Here is an 18467-nt window from a genome sequence, read left to right as displayed (position 1 = left end):
ATTCGGCCCCCCACATGTGCGGACCATCCCCGCGTGCGCGGGGAGCAGCACCACCAGGCACCGACGTCCGCGGGCGGCCGGGGACCATCCCCGCGTGCGCGGGGAGCAGTCGAAAGCCACATCGGGACCGCCCGGCAGACGGGGACCATCCCCGCGTGCGCGGGGAGCAGTTCTCTTCCCAAGAGTGGGGAATAGTGGGTGCGGGACCATCCCCGCGTGCGCGGGGAGCAGTCACCGTGTAGTCCGAGATGTCCCAATACTGCGGGACCATCCCCGCGTGCGCGGGGAGCAGGCCGGCATGTCCCACTGGCGGACGGCCGCCGCGGGACCATCCCCGCGTGCGCGGGGAGCAGAGCTCGGTCAACTTCCTTGCTTCTTCGATGTTGGGACCATCCCCGCGTGCGCGGGGAGCAGTGGTGGGGTCGTTGGTGGGAGTGAAAAAACTCAGGACCATCCCCGCGTGCGCGGGGAGCAGACGTCATGTTCACTTTGATCTGTCCCGGCGCATGGACCATCCCCGCGTGCGCGGGGAGCAGTCCTTGTCATTCTTCTTGCCGGCCGGTTGGCCGGGACCATCCCCGCGTGCGCGGGGAGCAGATGGCGAGTCGGGAACCATCGGGCTTGCCTCTGGGACCATCCCCGCGTGCGCGGGGAGCAGTCCCACTGATCTCCGCCCGTGCTACTCTCGCCGGGACCATCCCCGCGTGCGCGGGGAGCAGGAAATCTACAACACCGCTAATGATCTGGTGGCGGGACCATCCCCGCGTGCGCGGGGAGCAGCCACCAAGCGTTGAAGCGCTCGATCGGGGCCGGGGACCATCCCCGCGTGCGCGGGGAGCAGTTCGACCCCGTCCGCCCACATTCTTGTGGGCGAGGACCATCCCCGCGTGCGCGGGGAGCAGATGGTGTTTGAAAAAGACCGGATTGGATGATCGGGACCATCCCCGCGTGCGCGGGGAGCAGAAGCCCGCGCGGTCGCGGACATGCGGCAAATGGGGACCATCCCCGCGTGCGCGGGGAGCAGACTTGTTGACCTGCAGGTTTACAAGCTCTGAGCCCGGTTTTCATTCACTTTGAGTTGGCTCCTGTCGGGCAGCTTGTCCGGATTGGGTGGAGGCGCGTCGAGCGAATCGGCGCCGCTTCGAGGCTTTGCTCCAGCCGGACGGTGGTGCGGTCGAAAGTGCGACGGGGTCGGCCGGACGACGCATCAGTGTAATGCCGTCGCAGTCCACCGGCTCCCAGTGGTGATCGTGCACCTTGAAGGAGAGCCGTTGCTCGCCGCGCATCTGGTAGACCATGAGTGCCCGCCCCGGACCGGCGAGTTCGACCACACGTCCCCAGAGCCGGTCGCGCACCCGGGCCGTGACGTGGCCGACGTACACGCCGGCGGAAATCTCCAGCAGCCACTGGGTGAGGTGGCCACGCAGTCCGGCCGGGCAGGCGGTGAGGACGATGACGACCACTAGAAATCGACCTCGTACTCGTCGGCGTAGTTGATTCCGCTCGGCATCTCCACACCGGATTCGTCCCAGAGGTTGACCACATCGTCGCCGAAGTCGTGGCTGTCGGCGTCGGCGTCCGAGCCGGGCAGCAGCAACCGCCGGATGTCAGCCGCACAGCGGTCGAGCAGATCGAGCTCGAAGATCTTGTCGCGTACCGCCCGCCTGGTGTCCGCGGGGATGTCGGCCGAGTTGGCGGCGACGACGTCGAACGCGACCGGGATGCTGATCTCCGCCTTGTACAGATCGGCGATGTCGTACACGAAGGAGCGCTCGTGCCCGGTGTGGATGAAGCCGAGGCCCGGTGCCGCGCCGAGGGCGACGATCACGGCGTGGACGACGCCGTACAGGCAGACGTGCGCGGCGGACAGCGCCTGGTTGATCGGATCGGAGCCGGTGAAGTTGTCCGGGTCGTAGTCGCGGTGCGTCCAGGTCACCTTCGTCCGCCGGGCATGCTCCCGGTACGTCCGCCGGACCCGCGCCCCTTCCCTACCCCGCAACTGTTGCATGGTGAGCTTGCCGGTGTCCTCGTTCGGGAAGCGCATGTCGTACATGGCGCGGGCGACGGCGAGCCGCCGGTCCCGGTGCGTGACGGCAGCCGCCTGCGCGACAAGCAGCCGGCTGGACCGGGCCAGCGACCGACCGTGCGCGTAGTAGCGGACTCCCTGCTCCCCGACCCAGACCACGGTGGCACCGTTGTCGGCGAGCAGCATCATCGCCTGGTGACTGACCGAGGTGCCCGGTCCCAGCAGCAACACGCCGAGGCTGGCGGCCGGGATGTGTACGGTCCCCTTCGCGTCGGTCGCGGTGATGGCGTTGCTGTCCCGGTGGATGATGCACCGGTCGCGGTACAGGAAGCTGATCCGGTCCTGGGCGCGGACCAGGTCGGGGAGCTCGGGCGGCGGGACGCCGGGGATCTTCATCTGGCGTCGTTGGCCGGCGCGAGGGTCATCAGCCCGCAGCCGTACGCCTTGGCATGGCCCAGCCCGGCGGTCAACGTGCGCCGCAACGCGTCGGCGTCGACGACGTCGAGTACGCCGTCATAGGTGGCGGTCCGCAAGGTCACCGGCCGGTCTGCCCCGCGCCGGCCGAAGCTCTGGGTGCTCTGGTTGTGCAGCATCAGGTTGGGCTGCCCGCTGGCGCCGGTGATGATGCTGAAGCCGTTGCGCTCGGCCCGCTTGAGCAGCCATTGCGTCTGCTGCTCGACGGTGACGTGCCCGAACCGCCGGGTGTCGGCGGTCGGGTCCTTGGGGCGCCCGTCGTGGACGGGGTTGGCGGTGAGCCGGAAGGCCCACCGCTGGCCGGGCGCGAGCCGGTCGAGGAAGTCGTCGTACGGTCGGGTGAGCCACCGCTCGTCGCTGGTCGGCCAGCCGGCCTGCTCGACGAGGTGGGTGAGGTCGGGTCGGCCCGGACTGACGACGTACAGGATCGGCTGCCCGTCGACCTGGTCGAGTCGCCACAGCGTGCGCCGGCCGTCGCGGGTGTGGTCGGTGTCGCGCGGGAAGCTGGACATGACCGCCGCGTGCATGACCTGCGGGGAGCCGAGGAGGCGTCGGCTGTCCCGGCGGGCCCGGTTGAAGCGGAAGCGGGTCAGGTACATCGTCAGCCTCCGACTACGGACATGGGATCGTGGCGGGGAACGCGGGGCACCTGTGGATCGGGGTGCGGCAGCTCGACGTGTTCGCGGACGACCAGGCGCCAGCCGTGTTGGCGGTGGCTGGGGTCGAAGCTGACCGGTTCGTCGCGGATCGTTTCGCTGACCTGATCGGTCTGGTCCGCGTCGCGCAGCACCTCCAGTTGCACGGTGGCTGTCCGCTTGGACCGTCGGTGCCAGGCCGATGCCTGCCACTCATGGCGGCTCAGCACGTCGACCGGGGTGCCGGGGTGCACGCCGAGGCTGACCGGGAGCACCGGTGGGCAGGACCGCCGGCCGAGGTAGAGCGGGAACTGTGGGCGGCGCAGGGCCTCGTGCAGGCCGGTCAGCAGGTCGGCTTCGCCGCCGACGGCGGCGACGAAGACGGCGTCGCTGAGGTAGTGCCGGTAGGACAACGGCAGGGATGTGCCGTCGAGGCGGCGGGCGGTCTGGAAGTCACGGATGACCGTGCCGGGCTGGTCGAGGCGTACGGCGAAGCTGAGCCCGAGTAGTTCGGTCAGTGGCTCGGTGCGCCGGATGCCTTTCGCGGCGGCGAGCATGCCGATGACGCCGCTCTTGGTGGGGGCGATCTCGGTGCCGCGGTAGACGAACCGGCTGCTGGCGCCCCATGCCTGTAGCGGCCCGGCCAGCCGGAGCAGCAGGCTGTCCATCATTCCTTCCCGAGCCGCACGGCCACCTCGTCGGCGACGGAGGCCACCAGTTCGGCGAAGGGCACGACCTCGCCGAGCGTGTCGAGCGCGGTGGTGTGCTCGCCCACCCGGCTGACCCAGGCGCGCACCGGCTGCTCGCCGTAGGTGGCTTCGACGGCGGTGGCGTATTCGGCGAGCCGGGCGGCGGCGTCCCGGATCCGGCCGGTGGCGCCGTCGTAGGCGACCGCTTCCTCGTACGCGCCGACGAAGTTGATCGGCTGGGTGTCGCGTAGCCGGACGACGACGACGTCGGGCAGGGTGCGGTTGGCGAAGGTGTTCTGCTTGCCGGTCGGCATGCTCTTGACGAACGCGGTGAGGAAGGCGTCGACGGCACGGCGGGTGGCGTCCGGGTCGCCAAGGTTGTCGTTGAGCCGGTCGACGTCGACAGTGGCGTAGCGGTAGAGGGTGGACGAGTTGAACTCGATCGTGCCGATCATCCCGGCACCCTGCTCCCCCGCGTCGTCCTTACGGTCGTCCACGGCGGTGTAGTAGTCGAATTCGTTGGTGACGGCGTGCACGCTGATGGCATGCGCGACCTGGACGGCGGCGTCGACATTGGTGTCGGACAGGTCTGCGAGCATCCGGCCGAACAGGGCGATGTCGATCGAGTGGTGCTGGTTGGCCAGCCTCTTCAGCATCTTGCCGTCGGCCTGCTTGCCTTCCCGGTACGCCTCGACGGTGTGGGCGGCGATCGCGTCGAGTTGACGGTGGCTGAGAAAGACGAGGTAGTCGGATTCGGCGGCGGCCACCGTGTCGTCGGTCTTGGTCTTGCCGGTCGCCTTGGCCTTGGCGGGCTTGGCGAGGCCCAACGCGGTCAACGCCTGGTTGGCCAGTTCGAGTCGCTGGTCGGCAAGGTCAGGAGCCTGGTCGGCGATCTGCTCACCGAGCGATTCGCCGAGCCGCTTGGTCCGCTCCCCCAGGTCGGCACGGTCGAGCAGCTTGTCGAACTCGGTGCGGGTCGCCCGCTTCCACGCCTGGCTGGAGACCCGGGCACGGCGCTTTCCGCCGTAGGTGGCGGTCTTGGGCGAGCCGGTGTCGTCGCGGTTGAGGTTGCTCGGCGGAACGGTGTGCAGGAGGTGGATGTCGATAATGGTGCGGGTCATTGCTCGTCCTTCGCGGTGTCGCTGGTCACGGTGTCGGATTGGAGGCGGTGGTATTCGCGGCCCCACCAGGAGCGGACCCGGTCCGGACCGCCGGTGTGCTGGAAGGTGCGCAGGTCGTCGGCGAACAGCCCGTAGTCGAGGGCGATCCGCTTGTCGCGCAGCAGCCGGATCAGGCCACGGCAGTGGTGCAGCGCCTCGGTGAAGGTGGCGGCGGTGCCGACGGCGACGAACCGCCGGCGTACCGCTTCGGGGCTGCTGCTCTCCTTGGCCAGCAGCGCGACGGCCTGACCGAAGCCGAACCCGTCGCGGTGCAGGCCACGCTCCCGGTAGGACTGCTGGTGCACGGCGTAGAGGGTGAGGGCTGCGTGTTTGGCGTGCTCGATCGGCTCGGGATCGTCGCCGATCGCCCGGGGCAGGAACTCCGGCGGCACGGCGGTGGCGCCGAGCACGTCGAGGCGGGAGCCGGTGGGCGTGCCGGCGGCGGCGCGCAGCCGGGCGAGGATGGCGACGGTGGCGGGTGCCTCCCGGAGGTAGCCGGCCTGCAGCTTGGCGACGGTTTCGGCGACGTGGTCGCCGAACGGTGTGCGGGCACGGGCCGATGGCCGGGTCGGTGTGCTGGTCTGGCTCATGTCGGGACCACTTCCTTCTGCTTCACATCAGGTGGGCCGGCCTCCGCGTGCGCGGCGAGCTTCGCCAGAGGCAGGGCCTTTGCCAGCTGCACGCGGAACCAGGCGTCGGCTTTGAAGCTGGTGAGCAGGTGCCCGTCGACGTCCCGGCCGGCCCAGGCGGCCGGTCCGGCGTCGGCGACCATCCGGTCGGCGATTCGCCGTAGTGTCGCGGCGACCTGCCGGTGCCAGGCGGCTCGGGCGGCGGCGAGGTCGCCAGCGTCGCCGAGGCTGCGGAGCCAGTCGCGGAACTGCTGGTCAAGAGCGTTGTACGCGGCGGCGGTCGTTTCGGCCCGGGAGCCGTCGGTCCGCTTGTCGTCGCGGACTCCGGCCGCCCGCAGCAGGTCACGGGCGAGCGTGACGAGCGCGCGTACCGCCTTGTCGGCGTCGTCGGCGGCGCGCTGCACCTCGGCGGCGGTCTCGGCGTCGGTGATGGCACGTACCGGCATCGTCACCGCGTCGTCGACGATTTCGTCGACGACGGACTGTTGGGTGCCGTAGACCGCGCCGATGGCACGCAGCCGGACGAGACGGCGGTCGAGGAGTCGCCGGTTGGCGGCGGCGCCGATCCATTCCATGACGGCGGGGTCAAGGTTGGCTGGCGGTTCGCCGGCACTCCCCCGGCCGGCGGTGCCGGGCAGCATCGCGTCGAGGCCGCGCCACAGTGCCCGGTCGGTGGTGTGGGTGCGGGGCAGGTAGACCGGGGTCGTCTTGAGTGCCTTCTCCTGGGTGGGGCTGCGGCGCCAGGCGGTCAGCGGCTCGCGTTGGTGCAGGTCGCGCGGGCTGAGCGGGTCGCCGTAGGCCAGGACGACGCCGGTGACGCCGTCGCTGTCACCGCACAGCCGGATGCGCCGCGACTGCCAGGTGTACAGGCGCAGCACGCCGTGCGGCGTGAGGTCGTCCTGGGCGGCGGGCCCGGGTTGGTCCAGCTCCCAGATCGGGGCGTCGGTGTCGGCACCACGCAGGTAGGGCACGTCGTCGCCGTGGGGCACGAGGTTGAGCAGCAGCGTCTCGCGCAGTGTCTCGCCCTCGACGAAGACGCCACCGAGGGACCCGACGTATCCGGTCCCTTGCGGGTACACCTTTCCGCCTCTGACCCGGCTGTCGCCGACCGCCCCGGACTTGATCCCGGCCGGGTCGTACGCCTGGGCGTGCACCAGCCATCGGGCGGCCTCGGCGTGGCTGATCCGGCGCAGTGCCGGTCCGCTCCGCGCGGTGAACAGCGGCGATCCGGTCGGTACGTCGGCGATCAGCCGCTCCAACCCGAACACCTCGTCCTTGCCGGTGCGCAGGTCGGCGACCTGGTAGAAGGGGGTCTGCGGGTGGAGCAGGTCGAACCGGTCCCGGTAGTCGTCGAGGTACCCGATGACGTCGTCGACTGGCAGCTCCCCGGCTCGCCACAGGTCGGCCCACTGGCCGGTGGTCGGGCCGTCGACCGCGCAGTGCAGCACCGCCAGCAGCAGCCGCAGGATGGCGAACTCCTGTGTGGGCAAATCGCCCGCGACACGTTTGAGCTGGTGGGCTCGTCGGAACACGTCGGCCAGCGATACGTCCTCGACCTGGCCGTCGAGCCGCTGCACCAACAGCCACGGTCGATCAATAAGATCAAATGACACGAGGGTCCCCCATCACCTGGCGGGCACTGCACGCTGACACAAGCCGGGACCATACTGCCGTCCACCGACATTCAGAACTTGATCAGTACGTCGTGAAGATTCGTCGCGTCTACCTTTGACAATGCGTTGAGCTCGCCCAACGCTGCCCTTCCACCGCAGAATCACGAGACAATGAGAACTGGACGACGCATCGAACTCTCGAAGAATCAGTCACTTGTCCGACAGTGACTCATCCGATCGGCGGCGCATTCCGCTCGATCTTGCGATGGATAGGTCACCTGTAGTCACATTGGATGGACGGCCGTGGCTGCACATGGGACTGTCGAGCTGAGTGGACCGGCGGCGTCGGCATGGGGCAAGACGAGCGAGAACGGCCTCGGCTGGCTGCCCCTGTGGCGTCATCTCGCCGACGCGGCGGCAGTGGCCGAACGGCTGTGGCGCGACTGGCTCAACGACGCCGTACGGCGACGGATCAGCGCGGCGCTGCCCGGCGGCGACGAGGACGGGCTGCTTCTCGTCACCTGGTTGGCGGGGCTGCACGACATCGGCAAGGCGACTCCGGCGTTCGCCTTCCAGGTTTGCCATCTCGCCGATCGGATGCGCCAGCAGGGGCTTTCCTTCGACGACCGGGTGAAGGCGGACCGCCGGTTCGCCCCGCACGCGCTGGCCGGGCAGATCCTGCTTGAAGACTGGCTGATCGACGCGTACGACTGGAAACCGGAAACGGCCGGCACGTTCGCGATCGTGGTCGGCGGTCATCACGGCGTACCGCCCTCGGACAAGGAGCTGGCCGAGGCACGCGGCCTGGGCTACCTGCTCGGCGACGACGCGTGGGTCGACGTGCAGCAGGAGCTGCTGGACTGGATGACCGACCGTTGCGGCGTCCGGGACCGGCTGGCGGCGTGGCGGGACGCGGCGCTGCCACAACCGGTGCAGGCGCTGTTGACCGGCGTCGTCGTGGTCGCCGACTGGATCGCCAGTAACCAGGAGCTGTTTCCCACCTCGTACGCCTGTGACGCCGACCGGGTGCGGCAGGCGTGGGAAGACCTCGACCTGCCGTCACCGTGGCGGGCGGCGGACCCGCACCTGTCCCCCGACGAGATCATCGGCACCCGGTTCGGGCTGCCGGCCGGGGCGTCGGCGTACCCGGTGCAGCGGGCGGTGATCGAGCAGGCCCGGCGGATGATCGCGCCGGGTCTGATGATCGTCGAGGCACCGATGGGCGACGGCAAGACCGAGGCGGCGCTCGCCGCCGTGGAGATCCTCGCCGCCAGGTTCGGCGCGTCGGGCTGCTTCGTCGCCCTGCCGACCAGGGCCACCAGCGACGCGATGCTGTCGCGTGGGCTGTCCTGGTTGGAGCGGCTGCCGGACCGCGACACCGGGCGCGGGGCGTACGGGGTCGCGCTCGCGCACGGCAAGTCAGGCTTCAACGACGAGTACGGCACTCTGCGGATGAAGGGCCGCCCCAGCGCGATCGGCACGGACGAGGCAGGCGCCGACCTCGCCGTACACCGCTGGTTGGCGTCCCGGAAGAAGATCCTGCTGTCGGACTTCGTGATCGGCACCATCGACCAGCTGCTGTTCATGTCGCTCAAGGCGCGGTACGTGGTGCTGCGTCATCTCGGACTCGCCGGCAAGGTCGTCGTCATCGACGAGGCACACGCCTACGACGTGCACATGAGCCAGTTCCTGGACCGGGCGCTGGAGTGGCTGGCCGCGTACCGCGTACCGGTGATCGTGCTGTCGGCGACGCTGCCGGCGCGTCGACGTCGGGAGATGATGGCCGCCTACGACGACGGCCGTCTCGGACGTCCCGGCAGGACGCCGGGACGGCGGCAGCGGCGGGCATCCGCACCGGACCCGTACGCTTCCCTGACCGGTGACATCGGCTACCCGGTGATCAGCGCGTCCGGGCCGGGACGCGACCCGGTGGTGACGACGACCGCGTCGTCCGGTCGCGCGGTGTCGGTGCGGGTGAGCCGACTCGACGACGACCTCGACAGCCTGGCCGATCTGCTCGCGACCGGGATCGGGCCGGCCGGTTGCGCCTTGGTGATCCGCAACACGGTGCGGCGGGTGCAGGAAACCGCGACCGTACTGCGGCGCCGCTTCGGCGGTGCGATCCCGGTCTTCGTGGCGCACTCCCGCTTCCTGGCACCCGACCGGGCGGCCAACGACCGGTGGCTGGTCGAGAAGTTCGGTCCACCGAACCGGGCCGCGGACCGGCCGCAGCGTTACGTCGTGGTCGCCAGCCAGGTCGCGGAGGTGTCCCTGGACGTCGACTTCGACCTGCTGGTCACCGACCTTGCCCCGGTCGACCTGCTGCTGCAACGAATGGGTCGGCTGCACCGGCACCACCGCAGCCGTCCGGCGCACCTCGCCACCGCCCGCTGCCTGGTCACCGGCGCGGACTGGTCGGCCACCCCGCCCGAGCCGGTGCTGGGGTCCCGGATCGTCTACGGCGATGCCGCGTTGCTGCGGTCGGCCGGGGTGCTGTGGCCGCACCTCGACGGCGGCGCACCGGTCGAACTGCCGGCGGACATCCCGAGGTTGGTGCAGACCGCCTACGACGACCCGGTGGTGGGGCCAGCCGACTGGCATCCGGCGATGCGGGAGGCTGATCAGGCGAGCGGCAAAAAGCAGCAGGAGCACCGCGACCGCGCCGACCGGTACCGGCTCGGTGGTGTCGCCGGGAGCGCCACTGCCCTGCTCGGCTGGCTGAGCGCGCACATCGGCGACGCCGACGCACATGGCAACGACGCCCGCGGCCGGGGTCACGTCCGCGCCGACTCCGCCGAGAGCCTGGAAGTGATCCTTCTGGTACGCCGGGACGGCCGGCTGCGCATCCCGAGTTGGGTGCCGGACGATCCGGACCGCGAAGTGCCCACCGAGATGGCGCCGGACCATCGGCTCGCCCGATCGATCGCCCGCTGCACCATCGCGTTGCCGAAGGTGATGACCGGCGGCCTCGACGCCGTGATCGCGGAACTCGAAGCCCGGAACCACTTTCCGGCGTGGGACGAGTCGCACTGGCTTGCCGGCGAGCTCGTTCTCGACTTCGACGACGACGGCAACGCCCAGGTCGCCGGATTCAACCTGCACTACGACAACGACAACGGCTTGACCGTGACAAAATCAGACGGCGGTCGATGACCGGACTCGGCCGGCGGGCCGACTGCCGAGCAGAGCCAGTAAGGTCTCCCCGTCCGCCGCCGGAACGATCACCGCGTACGCGGAGAGCAGCGCCACAGCAGCTTGTGTTGCACCCTGACATGGCCGGGTAGTTAACGGACACCGCGCAAATGATTCCATGAACCATTTGTACCACCGGTACCGGCGTTGTCGATTGCGGCCTGGTCGATCACGACAGATCTCTCCCCCGGCGGCATTGCAAGGCGATAAGCGTATCCGTCGCCGACCCGGAAGGTGTGACCTGTTTGTGATCCCGTCAACCACGTGCCGTCTGCCGGATAATAGTTCAGGTGACTCCATGGGCTGCCAGCACCACCACTTCCAGCATTATCAATCGCATCCTGATCGACAACGACAGTCGGCTGCGATCCGTCATCTAGTACCCAGCTGAAGACGTACAGCGGAGCCCCACCCGCAGTCCGGTAAACCTGACCGGTCTGGCCACCGACGATGAACGTGCCATCCGCCGGACGATAGCTAAGCCTCAATCCGTGGACTCGATAGGACTTGACGGCAGTCATCGACACTTGACGATTATGTCTGGCGGGTGGTGGATGGGGGCGTGTCGGATCTGCTGGCCTGACTGCCAGCTTCCCTCGGTTGTTGCGATCGTGGCGGCGTGGGGGTTTCGCGGTGCTGGTCAGGTGCTCGTGGTGCCGGGATGGGTGTTCAGGTTGTGAAGACGGCCATCCAGAGGTGTTGCCAGGCTTGGGCTTTGGGCCAGTGGGCGGGTAGGTGCAGCACGGGGCGGCGTTGTGGGCGGGCCAGGCGGGCGGGAACGTTGACCAGTTCGCGGCGGAGGGTGGCGCCGCGGGCGACGGCGTGGCGGGTGGTGGCGGTGAGCGTGCCCGCGGCGCGGAGCAGGTTGTGGGTGATCGCGGCGAGCACGCTCCAGGCGGCGTTGGCGGCGAATGAGCCGGAGGGCTGGTGGGCCCAGGGTCCGTCGATGAGGTCAGCCCAGACCTGTTCGCAGATGGCGTGGGCGCGGTGGGTGATGTCGGCTTGGGCGACGGGCTCGACGTTGTTGGTGAAGAACGGGTGGTGACGCCAGACCGGGAACAGCGGGTCCTGGGTGTTGGCGTCAAGGACCCGCCGTACGACCAGCCAGGCGGTGATTTCGTATGGGGTGCCGGCGAAGGCGGTGTACTCGATCTCGGCCACGTGGGCGTGGGAGATCAGTTCGCCGGTGTCGGGGTCGGTGACAGCGCCGGGGTACTGCACCGGAGTGTACGCATCGTCGGGGATGCTCGCGACCGCGGCGTCGACGGCGGGATTGCGGGCGATAGTGAATGAGAACGTGGCTCCGGCTTTGACGATCGCGGCGATGGTCTTGCCCGAGCAGAACGCCGAGTCGCCGCGGACCACGATGGTGGCCGGGTCGGCTCCCGCCTCGATCGCGGTGTTGATCGCTTCGACGACCATGGTCGTCGCGCCTCGTGCCGACCCGGCCCTACCCGCGCGCAGGCGGACCCCGGCCAGCACCGGTGCCGCTTGCGGTGTGGAGATCGTGACCGCCAACGGGGACAGCCCGCGCCGCAGCACGTTCTTGCCTGAGATCTTCGTGTGGCCGAATGAGGCGCCCTGCTTGGCTTTGCTGTAGACCGGCCGCAGCAGCGAGTCGATGTCTATGAATGCGCGTTCGGTGATTCCGGCCAGGACCGTGGTCCGCCCGGCCAACGCGATCAACGACGTGCGCAGCACCGCGCCGAGTTGGCGAACATGGCCGAACGTGAACTCCCGCAACAGGATCCCCAACGTGGCGCAGGCATACACCGCGCGGAAGAGTTTCTTCATCCCGCCAGCGCGGATCACGTCCAGGTCGTCGATGCTGTCAGCCCCGGCAGCCATCCCGGCGATGATCGACAGTAGCTTCGGCGTCGGGTTGGCCGCCCCGGACTTGACCCGCTCACTGGTGAACCGCACATGCTCATCGAGCAGCCGAGACAGCCCGGCTTGTTCGGCCAACGCCATCAGCGGTACGAGTCCGGCGTGCGACACGAGATTCTCCTCGTCGAAGACCGCGCTGTCGCCACGCCAAGCATGAGATCCTTGCACCGAGAGTGCCTTCCTGACTGGAAATCGATCGTGTTCTAGACAAACCCGATCATCCCAGCTCAGAGGGCACTCTCACTGCATCCATACTGTGATTCGGACATCACCCAACCAGGCAGGTCCACGGATTGAGGCTAAGATGGCTCCACGGACTGCCAGCACCACCACTTCCAGCATTATCAATCGCATCCTGGTCAACAACGACAGTCGGCTGCGGCCCACCAAACGGCACCCAACTAGACACATACAACGGAGCCCCACCAGCAACCCGAAAAATCTGATCAGTCTGACCACCAACAATGAACGTGCCATCCGCCGGATAATAGGGAAGCGCGTTCAGCTGCGCCACCGAAATTGGCATCGTCGGCTGCGGCCCACCAAACGCATCCCAACTGGAGACGTGCAGCGGAGCCCCGCCAGCTATGCGATACACCTGTCCGTTCTCTCTTACGACGACAAAGGTTCCGTCATCGATTCCTACGTCTCGTACATGAATAAACTCCGCTGCAGCAAATTGTGCTGCGGCCAGGGCCGCCGCGAAAAGCGCATAAGTGAGTGGTCGACAGCGAGAGAGAAGTTGCGATCCCTTCGGCCAAACTTTCCTTAGCGCAATCGGATCCGGCACGCCCTGCCCAATCGGCACAATCGCTCCCATGAAGTAGGCCGCAAGAGCAGATCATACACCTTCATCGATTGATGGCGCGACAGTCGAAGCAGACTGCTGTCGTTGATCCGTCACTGTCGACGTCAGGTTTGCACCTCTGAGCGCATCCACACATGCCGCCGACAAGGCGTGGTCGCGGCTGCTACCGAGACAGGGCAGGGCGGACGGCGTGCGGTCCAGATCGTCAGGCAGCGCCTGCAACCGGTCCCGGCATCGCAGGCAGTTCCCGGCAGCCTCGACCAGTCCGATGAACTCGTCACGGCGGTCCAGCGAGGCGAGCCGAGCAACACCTCGTACCGCTCGGGACGGCTCGCCGGAGCAGTGCGGATCGCGGCACAATCGCCGTAGGCCTGACCGGCACCGATCCCCGCGAGAAGGTACTCCAGCTCGGTCGCGGCCAACGTAAGCCTGCCGACGGCCAAGACCGTCTCCTCGGTAAGGACCCATCTCCCGCGTACGCGGGGAGCGGCAGTGCACCTGGCTGGTCGCGTTCGATGCGCGGACACCATCCCCGCGTACGCGGGGAGCAGACCGTGCACGAGTACGGCATCCCGACTTGGCAGGGACCATCCCCGCGGACGCGGGGAGCAGGGCCGGGCAATTATCGACATGAGCGTAAGCGGAGGACCATCCCCGCGTACGCGGGGAGCAGGAGCGGTAGTACAGGTAGGACACCATGCCCTAGGGACCATCCCCACGTACGCGGGGAGCAGCCACGCCCAGGAACCCGGCGACCTCCGGCACCGGGACCATCCCCGCGTACGCGGGGAGCAGTTGTGTGACACGGCGGGGACTGCCGTTTCACTGGGACCATCCCCGAGTACGCGGGGAGCAGCTGCAGAACCTCTGGGGCGAGGCCGCATCCGCCGGACCATCCCCGCGTACGCGGGGAGCAGGCCGATGCGGCACACCTCGGCTCCTGGGGCTGGGGACCATCCCCGCGTACGCGGGGAGCAGGGCTTCCCGGTCGTAGATCGTGACCTGCCACGAGGACCATCCCCGCGTACGCGGGGAGCAGCGCGGTGCCGGTCGGCACCGGACACTGAGATTGGGACCATCCCCGCGTACGCGGGGAGCAGTCCACACCTACCGCCCGAGGTGATCCATGGCAGGGACCATCCCCGCGTACGCGGGGAGCAGCTGACCATCTTCTACGGCCGCAACTTCACCGCGGGACCATCCCCGCGTACGCGGGGAGCAGGGTTTCGGCTTCGTCTGTGATGTCGGTGCTGCGGGACCATCCCCGCGTACGCGGGGAGCAGCGCGACGGCGCCGACTCGGTGAACGACCTGGCGGGACCATCCCCGCGTACGCGGGGAGCAGGGATTAGCCTCCAGGTCCCGCGGCAGCGTGGGAGGACCATCCCCGCGTACGCGGGGAGCAGCCGATGGCGTGTCGGCGGGCATTGCCCGCGTAAGGACCATCCCCGCGTACGCGGGGAGCAGTGCGCATGACACCGCGCACACACCCCGCGCAAGGGACCATCCCCGCGTACGCGGGGAGCAGAACACGATCAGCTTCGCGCGGGCGTTGCGCATGGGACCATCCCCGCGTACGCGGGGAGCAGTCGTGGCCCGTAGCCCCGGTTGGTTGCCGGCCGGGACCATCCCCGCGTACGCGGGGAGCAGTTGGCGGGCGGCCCGGGGAGACTGGTGCCCCGGGGACCATCCCCGCGTACGCGGGGAGCAGGAAGGCCACCGGGTGGTCAGCATCCGTAACGAGGGACCATCCCCGCGTACGCGGGGAGCAGACGTGCCGGGCGCGAATCGACTGGCTGCCGTACGGACCATCCCCGCGTACGCGGGGAGCAGATACCTGTCAGCAATTGGGCGTGATGCGCGCAGGGACCATCCCCGCGTACGCGGGGAGCAGTCCTTAGGCCGGCTCGGGTGTTACCAGCACCCGGGACCATCCCCGCGTACGCGGGGAGCAGGTGCGGCGCGCTGGCCGCTGCTGGGCTGACCCGGGACCATCCCCGCGTACGCGGGGAGCAGCGCAGCAAGCAGCCCGAGCGCACGGCGAGGAGGGGACCATCCCCGCGTACGCGGGGAGCAGCCTGGTCGCGGCAGGCTCGGAGATCGTCGCGGGGGACCATCCCCGCGTACGCGGGGAGCAGGGTTTCGGATCTCATCGACTTTGTAGTGGTCCAGGACCATCCCCGCGTACGCGGGGAGCAGGGTGCGGCCGTGCCGGGTAGAGCCGCCGGCCGGGGACCATCCCCGCGTACGCGGGGAGCAGACCAGGCCCAGCTGCTGCCCCAGACGCAAGACGGGACCATCCCCGCGTACGCGGGGAGCAGTCCCGCGCGTCTTCGCGCCGACCCCAGACGACGGGACCATCCCCGCGTACGCGGGGAGCAGACCCGCTGCCGTACCGCCCGGACCGCAACGCCGGGACCATCCCCGCGTACGCGGGGAGCAGGGGTGGCGCCCCGCCCGGCCCGCGGGCTCACCGGGACCATCCCCGCGTACGCGGGGAGCAGCTGCGGCCGGTGCTGCGCGGCTGCTGACCCTGGGGACCATCCCCGCGTACGCGGGGAGCAGGGCTACCCGGAGCCGTGACCTCGCCAGCAAGAGGGACCATCCCCGCGTACGCGGGGAGCAGGAGTCGACGCCAAGACAGATGGCGCCACCGATGGGACCATCCCCGCGTACGCGGGGAGCAGGTCGGCTACCAGGCGAAGCAGCGCGATTTCCGGGGACCATCCCCGCGTACGCGGGGAGCAGCAAAGCCCATCCAGCAGGCGTCAGAAGCCCTGGGGACCATCCCCGCGTACGCGGGGAGCAGTCGCCGTCGACGAGCCAGCCGGCCACGGCGAGGGGACCATCCCCGCGTACGCGGGGAGCAGACCGGTTTCGGGTCGACGGTGGCGATCGCGTTGGGACCATCCCCGCGTACGCGGGGAGCAGCACCACGCGGTCGGCTCACTCGCCGCCGCACTGGGACCATCCCCGCGTACGCGGGGAGCAGGGACTCCACCGCCGCCTTGATCAGTTCGGACAGGGACCATCCCCGCGTACGCGGGGAGCAGACTTGTTGAGCTGGGCTCCTACGAGGTTACCGGCCGGTTTTCGTTCACTTTCATTTGGAGGCTCGTCCAGAGTCAGTAGGGGCACGGTGGCGGATGCTGGCAGGCTACCTGGCCAACTCGCCTCCGGCAGTAGATGGCGTACAGGCAGCAGATGTTGGCATGCCGGGTAGCGGCTGTCGGGCCAGTTTCGCCCTTTGTGGACCGGGCCATCGACCCGTAGCGTGGCAATCGATCCCAGGCGATCGATCCGGAGATGGTGAACGTAGTCGTGCCGCTCCCCCACTGCCCCGAAGGAGAAGTGATGAAGCCCAGGAAGACTCTGGCAGCCGGCCGAAGACCGGCTGTCGCCGTACTCGCGGCTGTCGTGATGGTGCTCGGCGTCGCGCAACCGGCGCTCGGCTCTGGCGTAGACAGTGCGGCGAGCGACGTGGTGGCGCGGGTTCTGAACGCCGCAGACCCGAGTACGGCGTACCACGGGTTGTCGACGGCGGACCGGGCCGCGTTCGACCGCAGGATGCTGCCCGCCAGGTCCGTCGTCTCGGTGGAGATCGAGCCGGCGGACGCCGTGGCGCGGAGGAACGCCGAGGCCGGCAACAAGCCGGACAGGGTCTCCGGCCAGGTCGATGGATGCTGGTACGCCAGAGGCTGGGACTCCCGGCAGACGGCCGGTGGCGACCCGCTCTACACCTTCTGGACGATGATCTACTACTGCGCGGTCGGCCAGACCGTCACCGAGGTCAGCATGTACGACTCGGGCAGTGAGATCGTCGCGCCCGGCTGGCGGTATGACGGGATCCAGGCCGAGGACACGGGCATCGTCCGCGACCAGGCACGCGGCTGGGCCAAGCACCGCTTCGTGCTCAGCAACGGCGAGCTGGACGTGTGGCAGCGCAACCACTGCATCCGCGTGATCGGCACGTACGCCGGTACCAACTACTCGGACGGGTTCTGCTTCCTGCAGCTGATCCCACCACGGTAGACCACGAGTACGTCGACCCGGTGGCGGATCGAGGCAAAGGCACCTGGCTGCGTCCGCCACCGATGGTCAACGGTGGGCGGCAGGTGGTTGATGATGGTTGCCCACCGGACGGGAGCAAAGGCCGTTTACGGCGTGGCGGACGCCGCATCCGGTGAGGACTGCTCAGCAGCGAGCGCTTGTGCGACGTTCCTCAACACGTTGCATCCAGCGGCTTGCTGCTGGGCCGTTCAGAGCAGTCGCCGTTGTACGACATCGGCGACGATGGTGGTGACGACCTTGTCGACAGCTCCAGCGTCCGGCGGGGTGCCGTTCCGGGCGGTGAACAGTAGGTGCCCTGCCCCGATCAGCGAGAGCGCGAGCGAGTCGATGTCGGCGTCGGCCGCGATGCGGCCCATTTCGCACTCGGCGGTGAGGTAGGAGGCGATCATGGCGCTGGCCTCCGTCAGGACCGGGACGCGATGGGCTGGTCTGGCTTGGCGTAGCCGGGCGCGCAGTTCGTCCCGGAAGATGACCAGGCTGATGATCGCCACGGCGACCGGGTCGAACAAGTCCGTCAGCGTGTCGGTGAGATTGTCAGCCACGCTGCCGGTCCCGGCGGACTTGCGCAGGGCGGTGGCCTGGTCCTCGATCCGGGCGATGCGGTCACGCACGAGTTCGGCAAGGAAGGCGTCGAAATCGGCGAAGTGCTTGTGCAGCACGCCCTTGGCGCAGCCCGCCTCGGTGGTGACCGCGCGGCTGGTCAGCGCGCTCGGCCCGGCCCGCAGCAGGATGCGCTCGGCGGCGTCTAGCAGCTGCTTGCGCGCGTCCCGGATCTGTATCCCGGTCGGCATTCCGCGCACTCTCCTTGTGCTCGCCGTTGACGAGTGGGCATATGCCCACTACGGTGGGCGCGTGCCCACGGTACCGCAGGAGCAATCACGTCCGTCTCGGCCCGAGCTTCACCAGGCCAGGCAGGTGGCCGAGTCGTTCGGTGCGGAGGCCGAACGCTACGACCGGGCCCGACCCCGCTATCCCGACGCCCTGGTGGACCGGATCGTCGCCGCCAGCCCCGGACCGGACGTCCTTGACGTTGGCTGCGGCACCGGCATCGAAGCCCGGCAGTTCCAGTCGGCCAACTGCACGGTGCTGGGTGTCGATCCGGACGTACGGATGGCCGAGTTCGCACGCCGCAGTGGGGTCGAGGTCGAGGTGGCGACGTTCGAGGACTGGGATCCCGCCGGCCGAGTCTTCGACGCGGTCGTCGCGGGGCAGGCCTGGCACTGGGTGCACCCGGTCGCGGGTGCCACCAAGGCCGCGCAGGTGCTGCGTCCCGGTGGGCTCCTG

Annotated in this window: 14 protein-coding genes and 2 CRISPR repeat arrays (1 of these 16 running past the window's edge); of the genes, 3 read left to right on the top strand and 11 right to left on the bottom strand. The window is 69.0% G+C overall.

All coding sequences use genetic code 11. The features are described 5' to 3' along the window. Positions 1 to 1024: a CRISPR direct-repeat array (repeat unit 29 nt; unit sequence GGGACCATCCCCGCGTGCGCGGGGAGCAG) (it extends 7364 nt beyond the left edge of the window). Between the two features lie 40 nt (positions 1025 to 1064). The 7 genes from cas2e to casA are packed head-to-tail and all read right to left on the bottom strand — an operon-like array spanning position 1065 to position 7226. Continuing rightward, on the bottom strand, positions 1065 to 1463 hold the full coding sequence (gene cas2e, locus ACN27F_RS00070; protein ID WP_421430477.1) for a type I-E CRISPR-associated endoribonuclease Cas2e: 399 nt from the start codon (positions 1461 to 1463) through the stop codon (positions 1065 to 1067). Beyond that, a complete protein-coding gene (gene cas1e / locus ACN27F_RS00065) occupies positions 1463 to 2422 on the bottom strand; it encodes a type I-E CRISPR-associated endonuclease Cas1e (RefSeq protein ID WP_421430476.1) in 960 nt (319 codons plus the stop codon). Before cas1e ends, cas2e begins: the two co-directional genes overlap by 1 nt. Continuing rightward, entirely contained in the window at positions 2419 to 3099 is a 681-nt protein-coding gene (gene cas6e / locus ACN27F_RS00060) for a type I-E CRISPR-associated protein Cas6/Cse3/CasE (protein WP_421430475.1), read from the bottom strand. The genes cas1e and cas6e overlap by 4 nt, the downstream gene beginning before the upstream one ends. A gap of 2 nt (positions 3100 to 3101) precedes the next feature. After that, complete coding sequence (gene cas5e, locus ACN27F_RS00055) at positions 3102 to 3803, bottom strand: type I-E CRISPR-associated protein Cas5/CasD (protein ID WP_421430474.1); 702 nt, start codon at positions 3801 to 3803, stop codon at positions 3102 to 3104. Further along, complete coding sequence (gene cas7e / locus ACN27F_RS00050) at positions 3803 to 4945, bottom strand: type I-E CRISPR-associated protein Cas7/Cse4/CasC (protein WP_421430473.1); 1143 nt, start codon at positions 4943 to 4945, stop codon at positions 3803 to 3805. The genes cas5e and cas7e overlap by 1 nt, the downstream gene beginning before the upstream one ends. Then, positions 4942 to 5574 carry a type I-E CRISPR-associated protein Cse2/CasB gene (gene casB, locus ACN27F_RS00045; RefSeq protein WP_421430472.1) on the bottom strand — a complete coding sequence of 211 codons (633 nt, stop codon included), beginning with the start codon at positions 5572 to 5574 and terminating at the stop codon, positions 4942 to 4944. The genes cas7e and casB overlap by 4 nt, the downstream gene beginning before the upstream one ends. Beyond that, a complete protein-coding gene (casA, locus tag ACN27F_RS00040; protein WP_421430471.1) occupies positions 5571 to 7226 on the bottom strand; it encodes a type I-E CRISPR-associated protein Cse1/CasA in 1656 nt (551 codons plus the stop codon). The genes casB and casA overlap by 4 nt, the downstream gene beginning before the upstream one ends. A gap of 303 nt (positions 7227 to 7529) precedes the next feature. Here casA and cas3 point away from each other — a divergent pair, with 303 nt between their 5' ends. Next, positions 7530 to 10379, top strand: a complete 2850-nt coding sequence (gene cas3, locus ACN27F_RS00035) for a CRISPR-associated helicase Cas3' (protein WP_421430470.1) — start codon at positions 7530 to 7532, stop codon at positions 10377 to 10379. A gap of 131 nt (positions 10380 to 10510) precedes the next feature. Here cas3 and ACN27F_RS00030 read toward each other — a convergent pair whose 3' ends face one another. The 3 genes from ACN27F_RS00030 to ACN27F_RS00020 form a co-directional block, all read right to left on the bottom strand. Further along, complete coding sequence (locus tag ACN27F_RS00030) at positions 10511 to 10945, bottom strand: hypothetical protein (protein ID WP_421430469.1); 435 nt, start codon at positions 10943 to 10945, stop codon at positions 10511 to 10513. 142 nt (positions 10946 to 11087) lie between these two features. Continuing rightward, positions 11088 to 12473, bottom strand: coding sequence for an IS1380 family transposase (locus ACN27F_RS00025; protein WP_421430468.1), 1386 nt, complete (start codon positions 12471 to 12473; stop codon positions 11088 to 11090). A gap of 100 nt (positions 12474 to 12573) precedes the next feature. Next, positions 12574 to 13125, bottom strand: a complete 552-nt coding sequence (locus tag ACN27F_RS00020) for a hypothetical protein (RefSeq protein WP_421430467.1) — start codon at positions 13123 to 13125, stop codon at positions 12574 to 12576. A gap of 510 nt (positions 13126 to 13635) precedes the next feature. Then, positions 13636 to 16165: a CRISPR direct-repeat array (repeat unit 29 nt; unit sequence GGGACCATCCCCGCGTACGCGGGGAGCAG). Positions 16166 to 16466: 301 nt separating this feature from the next. Between ACN27F_RS00020 and ACN27F_RS00015 the strand changes: the two genes are divergently transcribed. Further along, positions 16467 to 17144, top strand: a complete 678-nt coding sequence (locus ACN27F_RS00015; protein ID WP_421430466.1) for a hypothetical protein — start codon at positions 16467 to 16469, stop codon at positions 17142 to 17144. Positions 17145 to 17371: 227 nt separating this feature from the next. On the opposite strand, the gene ACN27F_RS00010 is transcribed toward ACN27F_RS00015, so the two are convergent. Beyond that, positions 17372 to 17974, bottom strand: coding sequence for a TetR/AcrR family transcriptional regulator (locus ACN27F_RS00010; protein WP_421430465.1), 603 nt, complete (start codon positions 17972 to 17974; stop codon positions 17372 to 17374). Between the two features lie 61 nt (positions 17975 to 18035). On the opposite strand from ACN27F_RS00010, the gene ACN27F_RS00005 reads away from it, so the two are divergent. Beyond that, the coding region (locus ACN27F_RS00005; RefSeq protein ID WP_421430464.1) for a class I SAM-dependent methyltransferase at positions 18036 to 18467 on the top strand (432 nt) is incomplete at its 3' end.

The organism is Solwaraspora sp. WMMB335, from assembly GCF_049179075.1.
Taxonomy (GTDB): Bacteria; Actinomycetota; Actinomycetes; order Mycobacteriales; family Micromonosporaceae; genus Micromonospora_E.
This window is presented reverse-complemented; position numbering and strand designations above follow the sequence as displayed.

Coding starts and splice junctions, on each gene's coding strand:
- cas1e (WP_421430476.1), bottom strand. CDS start 2,422: ATGAAGATCCCCGGCGTCCCGCCGCCCGAGCTCCCCGACCTGGTCCGC.
- cas6e (WP_421430475.1), bottom strand. CDS start 3,099: ATGTACCTGACCCGCTTCCGCTTCAACCGGGCCCGCCGGGACAGCCGA.
- cas5e (WP_421430474.1), bottom strand. CDS start 3,803: ATGGACAGCCTGCTGCTCCGGCTGGCCGGGCCGCTACAGGCATGGGGC.
- cas7e (WP_421430473.1), bottom strand. CDS start 4,945: ATGACCCGCACCATTATCGACATCCACCTCCTGCACACCGTTCCGCCG.
- casB (WP_421430472.1), bottom strand. CDS start 5,574: ATGAGCCAGACCAGCACACCGACCCGGCCATCGGCCCGTGCCCGCACA.
- ACN27F_RS00020 (WP_421430467.1), bottom strand. CDS start 13,125: ATGGGAGCGATTGTGCCGATTGGGCAGGGCGTGCCGGATCCGATTGCG.
- ACN27F_RS00015 (WP_421430466.1), top strand. CDS start 16,467: ATGAAGCCCAGGAAGACTCTGGCAGCCGGCCGAAGACCGGCTGTCGCC.
- ACN27F_RS00010 (WP_421430465.1), bottom strand. CDS start 17,974: ATGCCGACCGGGATACAGATCCGGGACGCGCGCAAGCAGCTGCTAGAC.